General features: G+C 32.4%; 8 protein-coding genes. All 8 read left to right on the forward strand.

The genetic code is table 11. From position 1 onward, the window contains the following. Positions 1-11 precede the first annotated feature (11 nt). On the forward strand, positions 12-683 hold the full coding sequence (locus tag ACH2CG_RS12260) for a uroporphyrinogen-III synthase (protein WP_395065590.1): 672 nt from the start codon (positions 12-14) through the stop codon (positions 681-683). Positions 684-733: 50 nt separating this feature from the next. Continuing rightward, positions 734-1,759, forward strand: coding sequence for a uroporphyrinogen decarboxylase (hemE, locus tag ACH2CG_RS12265; RefSeq protein WP_395065592.1), 1,026 nt, complete (start codon positions 734-736; stop codon positions 1,757-1,759). 4 nt (positions 1,760-1,763) lie between these two features. Continuing rightward, complete coding sequence (locus tag ACH2CG_RS12270) at positions 1,764-2,303, forward strand: GNAT family N-acetyltransferase (protein ID WP_395065594.1); 540 nt, start codon at positions 1,764-1,766, stop codon at positions 2,301-2,303. Continuing rightward, positions 2,300-3,019, forward strand: a complete 720-nt coding sequence (locus ACH2CG_RS12275; protein WP_395065596.1) for a DUF3667 domain-containing protein — start codon at positions 2,300-2,302, stop codon at positions 3,017-3,019. The genes ACH2CG_RS12270 and ACH2CG_RS12275 overlap by 4 nt, the downstream gene beginning before the upstream one ends. 51 nt (positions 3,020-3,070) lie before the next feature. After that, positions 3,071-3,904: a Bro-N domain-containing protein gene (locus tag ACH2CG_RS12280; protein ID WP_395065598.1), complete on the forward strand. Its 834-nt coding sequence runs from the start codon at positions 3,071-3,073 to the stop codon at positions 3,902-3,904. Continuing rightward, a complete protein-coding gene (gene hemF / locus ACH2CG_RS12285; RefSeq protein ID WP_395065600.1) occupies positions 3,905-4,807 on the forward strand; it encodes an oxygen-dependent coproporphyrinogen oxidase in 903 nt (300 codons plus the stop codon). It begins immediately after the preceding gene. 133 nt (positions 4,808-4,940) lie between these two features. After that, the gene (locus ACH2CG_RS12290; protein WP_395065602.1) at positions 4,941-6,299 is read left to right on the forward strand and encodes a rhodanese-related sulfurtransferase; all 1,359 of its coding nucleotides are present in this window, start codon (positions 4,941-4,943) and stop codon (positions 6,297-6,299) included. Between the two features lie 185 nt (positions 6,300-6,484). Further along, a partial coding sequence (locus ACH2CG_RS12295) for a stage 0 sporulation family protein (protein ID WP_395065604.1) occupies positions 6,485-7,167 on the forward strand: 683 nt, incomplete at its 3' end.

Consider the following 7,167-nt stretch of genomic DNA (forward strand, 5'->3'; position numbering starts at 1 on the left):
AAAAGAAAAAAATGACAAAACAAATCAACATATTATCCACCAAAAAGCTTTTACCAAATCAAAAGCAAGAATTATTAGACGCTAACTTTACAGTTGTTGAAGAAGATTTTATCGAAACCAATATCAAGAATTTTGAGCTGTCTAAAATCAACAAAAATCTAATTTTTACAAGCCAAAACGCCGTTCAAAGTATTTTACAACATCCAAAATGTGAAGATTTAAAAAGCAAAGATGTTTTTTCAATCGGAATGAAAACCAAAGATTTATTAACCGAAAACGGATTTAATGTTGTAGCTTATACAGGTTACGCAGCAGATTTGGCAGAAATAATATCCTTAATTTATTCAGAAGAAACCTTCACTTTTTTCAGCGGAAATTTACGTCGTGATGTGTTACCAGAAACGTTAAAAGAAAACGGAATTACATTCAACGAAATAGAAGTATACGAAACCAAAATAACATCCAAAAAAATAACAAAAAAACTCGACGGAATTCTATTTTTCAGTCCATCTGCAGTAGAAAGTTATTTTAAAATGAATACCATAAAAGACGAAACCTGTTTTTGCATTGGCGAAACCACAGCAGAAGCTTTAGAAAACAATAAAATAAAAAATATCGTAATTGCAGACAAACCATCAGTTGAAAATGTAATTTATGAAGTAATAGAATATTATAACAATTAAACTTTGTGCCTTTGTGCCTTAGCGCCTTTGTGGCAAAAAACATAAGAAAAATGATCAAAAACGACCTATTTTTAAGAGCATTAAACAACGAAACGGTAGAACGTCCACCAGTTTGGATGATGCGTCAAGCCGGAAGATATTTACCAGAATTCAGAGCTTTGCGTGACAAATACGATTTTTTCACACGTTGCGAAACTCCAGAATTAGCTGCCGAAATCACAGTGCAACCTATTAGAATTGTAAAACCAGATGCTGCAATTTTATTTTCTGATATTTTGGTAGTTCCACGTGCAATGGGAATTCACGTTGAATTGAAAGACAATTTGGGACCGATAATTCCAAATCCAATTCGTACAATGGAACAAGTCAATCAAGTAATTGTTCCCGATGTTCATGAAACTTTGGGTTACGTTTTTGATGCCATCAAATTAACCAAAGAAATGTTGAACGATGAGGTGCCGCTTATTGGTTTTGCAGGTTCGCCTTGGACCATTTTTTGCTATTGTGTAGAAGGAAAAGGGTCAAAAAGTTTTGATACAGCGAAAGGTTTTTGTTTTTCAAATCCAATTGCAGCGCATACATTATTACAAAAAATCACAGATACAACTATTCTATATTTAAAAGAAAAAGTAAAAGCAGGTTGCAACGCCGTTCAGATTTTCGATTCTTGGGGCGGAATGTTATCGCCTGTAGATTATCAAGAATTCTCTTGGAAATACATCAACCAAATCGTTGACGCTTTAGCAGAAGACACTAAAGTTATTGTTTTCGGAAAAGGATGTTGGTTTGCATTGAACGATATGGCGAAAAGTAAAGCATCAGCACTTGGTGTAGATTGGACATGTTCAGCAAGAAATGCTCGTTATTTAACAGGCGGAAAAATCACATTACAAGGAAATTTTGATCCATCAAGATTATTATCGCCAATTCCAACCATCAAAAAAATGGTTCACGAAATGATAGACGAATTCGGAAAAGACAATTATATAGTAAATCTAGGTCACGGAATTTTACCAAATATTCCAGTAGATCATGCCAAGGCTTTTATTGAAGCGGTTAAGGAGTATAATTCTTAAGTAAATGGAATTCAGCAATTGGAAACTCGACAAAATAGAAAATATTCGCTTTGAAGAATTTTTTGATTTAATAGAAAATAACAGAAATCGTATTATAAAAACATTTCCTGTAACAGTTTCTAATTGTATTGATTTAAAAGCAACAGGAGAATTCATTACTAAAAATATCCAAATAGAAATAGAAAGAACAGGTTACTATTTTTATGTTAGAAATATAGAAACCAATAATTTAATTGGATATATTGGCATTAAAAAAATAGATTATAACATTTCAAAATGCGAATTATTCTATTTTATTGACAACCATTTTGAAGGCAAAGGAATTATTTCAAAAGCAGTTTCTGAAGTAATTGGTTTTTGTTTCAATGAATTAAAAATGAACAAGATTTTTATTTGTACTTCAAAAATTAATTTTGGAAGTCAGCAAATTGCATTAAAAAACGGATTTATTCATGAAGGAACTTTGCGAGAAGAATTTAAAAATCACGAAGGAGTTTTAGAAGATATTAATTACTATGGATTATTGAAATCAGATTATAAATGACAAATTGTAAAAACTGTAACCATCAAGTTGTAGATGATTTTTGTTCAAAATGTGGACAACCAAAGAACATAAAAAGAATTGATTTTCACTATATGGTTCACGAAATTGAGCATCTTCTTCATTTTGAAAAAGGATTTCATTTTACGGCTTGGCAACTAATCATAAAACCAGGAAAAACAATTCGTACCTATTTATTTGAAAACAGAAATAAATATGTAAAACCAATCGTTTATCTGTTTTTTGCATCGTTAATTTTCACTTTGTTAACACATTTTCTTCATATTAAATATACTTACTTGAATGTAGGATATATAGAACCATTAAAAGATAAAGTAAATTTAAAAACCATTGATCATTGGTTAATTAGTCATATTGCGTACACCAATATTATTGTAGGATTCTGTATTGCACCTTGGTTGATGTTGTTGTATAGAAAAAGAAAATACAATATTTTCGAAATGATTGTAGTGATGTCCTATGTTTTAGCCACAGGATTACTTGTCATTTTGCCATTAATCATGTTAGTTAAATTGACACCTTTTTTTAGTAATTTGACGATCTTTTTTATTATTTATCAAATTTGGGCAATTGGACAATTTTTCGGAGAGAGAAAATTAGTAAACTATTTAAAAGCACTGTTGGCGTTTATACTTGGAGTATTAACTCACGTTGCTATCTTTTTTGTAATAGGATATGTCAATAAATTTTATTTGTAAGCTATGAAAAATAAATTCTGCCAATACATACAAAATTTACAATATTAAATTATGACCAAAGAAACCGCCATAAAACTATTTGAACAAAAACAAATTCGTTCTATTTGGAATGAAGATGATGAAAAATGGTATTTTTCTATTGTTGATGTTATTCAAGTTTTGACAGAAAGTACTATACCAAAAAGATATTGGACAGATTTAAAAAAGAAATTAAGTCTAGAAGGAAGTCAGTTGTACGATAATATCGTACAACTGAAATTACAGTCATCAGATGGTAAGTTTTACAAAACCGATGTAGCCGATACCGAACAATTGTTCCGATTAATTCAATCTGTTCCATCAAAAAAAGCAGAACCTTTTAAATTATGGTTAGCACAAGTTGGTAGAGAACGTATAGACGAAATTGAAGATCCAGAACTTGGTTTTGACAGACTTATGGAAACTTATCTCAAAAAAGGATATTCTAAAGAATGGGTTAACCAACGCTTAAAAAGCATTGAGGTAAGAAAAGAGCTTACTGATGAATGGGATAATCGAGGTGTAAAAAAAGGTCAAGAATATGCAATATTAACTGATGAAATTACTAAAGCTTGGAGTGGTTTATCGGTTAAACAATATAAAAATCACAAAGGATTAAAAAAAGAAAACTTACGTGATAACATGAGTAATCTTGAATTGGTTTTAAATATGTTAGCAGAAGCAACCACTACAGAAATCAGCAAAGAAAAGAAGCCAAAAACATTTGCTCAAAATAAGAAAATAGCCAATCAAGGCGGAACTATCGCAGGTAATACTCGAAAAGAAATTGAAGCAAAAACAGGAAAGAAAATTGTAAATAAATTAAACGCTTCCGATTATCTGCAAAACAAAAAAGAATTGGAATAAATGAAAAATAAATTCTACCAATACATACAAAATCTGCAAGACCAAATCGTTGCCGGATTAGAAGCTGTCGAAGGTCAAGCCAAATTCCGTGAAGACATTTGGGAACGTCCAGAAGGCGGCGGCGGAAGAACACGAGTTATAGAAAACGGAAAAGTAATCGAAAAAGGCGGTGTTAATATTTCGGCAGTTCATGGAAAATTACCTGAAGCAATGCAAAAAATGTTCAACGTCGGTGAAGCCGATTTTTTCGCTTGCGGATTAAGTTTGGTGATTCATCCTAGAAATCCAATGGCGCCAACGGTTCATGCCAATTGGCGTTATTTTGAAATGTACGATGATGCTGGAAACGTAATAAATTCATGGTTTGGTGGCGGACAAGATTTAACACCGTATTATTTATTTGAAGAAGATGCCATTCATTTTCATCAAACTTGTAAAACAGCTTGCGACAAACACAATTTAGAATTTTATCCAAAATATAAAAAGCAATGCGATACTTACTTTTGGAACGCACACCGAAATGAAGCTCGTGGACTTGGCGGATTATTCTTCGATTATTGCAAGGAAACCGGAGACATGAAAATGGAAGATTGGTTCAATTTTGTAACCGAAGTTGGAAACAGTTTCCTTCAAGCCTATGCTCCAATTTTAGAAAAAAGAAAAGATTTACCATATACAGAAGCACAACGAACTTGGCAAGAAATCCGTCGCGGTCGTTACGTTGAATTCAATTTAGTTCACGACAAAGGCACGCTTTTCGGACTAAAAACCAACGGAAGAATTGAAAGTATTTTGATGAGTTTGCCACCAAATGTGCAATGGGTTTACGATCATCATCCAGAAGTTGGTAGCGAAGAAGAAAGATTAATTAAAGTATTAGAAAACCCAATAGACTGGATTTAATAACTAAACACACTGGTAAAACAGTTGCGAGTTTTTTATAAAAGATTACCTTTGTATTAGAATTCTTCCATTTAGAATTTAAAATATATTTCTGTAATAACGCACCAAAGTGCACCGCCAAAACGTTTATAGCATGCAACTGTATAACACTTTAAGCGCAGAAGAAAGGAAAGAGCTGATTGATTTAGCTGGTAAACAACGTCTTACGTTGTCTTTCTATGCGTATGCCAAAATTGAAAACCCCAAAAAATTTCGCGACGATTTATTCATCCAGTGGAACCAACTCGATGCTCTTGGCAGAACGTATGTTGCCAAAGAAGGAATTAATGCTCAAATGAGTGTTCCTGCAGAAAATATTGAAGCCTTCCGGGAAACCTTAGAAAATTATGATTTTATGCGAGGCATTCGCCTGAATGTCGCTGTTGAACAAGACGATCATTCTTTTTTGAAACTTACAGTAAAAGTTCGTGATAAAATTGTAGCCGACGGTTTGAAAGACGAAACATTTGACGTAACCAATATTGGAGTTCATTTAAAAGCCAAGGAATTCAATCAAATATTAGAAGATCCAAATACTATTTTAGTCGATTTTAGAAATCATTACGAAAGTGAAATTGGTCATTTTAAAGGTGCGATAACCCCAGATGTGGAAACTTTTAGAGAAAGTTTGCCAATAATTAACGAGCAATTAAAAGATTTTAAAGAAGATAAAAACTTAGTGATGTATTGCACTGGTGGAATTCGATGTGAGAAAGCTTCGGCTTATTTCAAGCATCAAGGTTTTAAAAATGTATTTCAATTGGAAGGCGGAATTATCAATTATGCCAAACAAATTCAGGAAGAAAATATCGAAAGTAAATTCATAGGGAAAAATTTTGTTTTCGATCATCGACTTGGCGAAAGAATTACAGACGATATCGTTTCGCAATGCCATCAATGCGGAAAACCATGCGATAATCACACCAATTGTGAAAACGAAGGTTGCCATTTGTTATTCATTCAATGTGATGATTGTAAAGTTGCGATGGAAAATTGTTGTTCTACAGAATGTCAGGAAATCACTCACATGTCGTTGGTAGATCAGGTAAAAATGCGTCGTGGTGTTAAAAACGGTAACATGATTTTTAGAAAAGGAAAATCAGATAAATTACTTTTCAAACATTCAGGTGAGCTTTCAGATAAATCTTTGGCTGTAGCCGAAAAGCCTAGAGATATCCGTCAGAAAATTAAAGTAAAAAAAGTACTTGTTGGTAAAGCCGAACATTATTATCCAAAACCACAAGTTGGATTGTTTATCATCGAAAATAACGAATTAAATAGAGGCGATAAAATTTTAATTTCAGGTCCAACAACAGGAAACAAAGAAGTAATTTTAGACAGAATGTTGGTAAACGGAAACGAAAATTCGCTTGCAAAAATTGGGGATAAAGTGACTTTCATTTTGCCTTTTAGAGTTAGATTATCTGATAAATTATTTAAAATTTTAGAGTAATTTTTCTAAAATTATAACAGTTAAAAATTCCAAATTTCAATACATGAGTTGTATTGGAATTTGGAATTTTTCTTAATTGGAATTTCAATTTCTTTTATTGGAATTTATTTTTTAAAAATACTATCTTTACCAATTAATCGTTTTATAAACATAAGTCGCTTTTTTGCGATACTACATATATAATTATGGCATGTACAAGTTGTTCAACTTCTGATGGTGGCGCACCTAAGGGTTGTAAAAATAATGGAACTTGCGGCACCGATAGCTGCAATAAATTAACCGTTTTTGACTGGTTGGGAAATATGAATTTACCTAACGGCGAAGCACCTTTTGATTGCGTTGAAGTACGTTTCAAAAACGGAAGGAAAGAATTTTATAGAAATACCGAAAAACTAACTTTGAGCATTGGTGATGTAGTTGCAACAGAAGCTGCTCCGGGTCATGATGTTGGAATTGTAACTTTAACAGGTGAATTAGTTAAAGTGCAAATGAAGAAAAAAGGTGCCAATCATACTAGCTCTGATATTTTAAAAGTATATAGAAAAGCATCTCAAAAAGACATTGATATTTGGAGTGAAGCTCGTGATAAAGAAGAGCCAATGAAAGTAAAAGCAAGAGAAATTGCTATTGCTTTAAAATTACAAATGAAAATTTCTGATATTGAGTTTCAAGGTGATGGATCTAAAGCTATATTTTATTACACAGCAGACGATAGAGTCGATTTTCGTCAGTTAATTAAAGAATTTGCACAGGTTTTTAAGGCAAGAATCGAAATGAAACAAGTGGGCTTTCGTCAAGAAGCAGCTCGCCTTGGCGGAATTGGATCTTGTGGAAGAGAATTGTGTTGTTCTACATGGCTAACTGATTT

Source organism: Flavobacterium sp. (assembly GCF_043778725.1).
In the GTDB taxonomy this organism is placed as follows: domain Bacteria; phylum Bacteroidota; class Bacteroidia; order Flavobacteriales; family Flavobacteriaceae; genus Flavobacterium.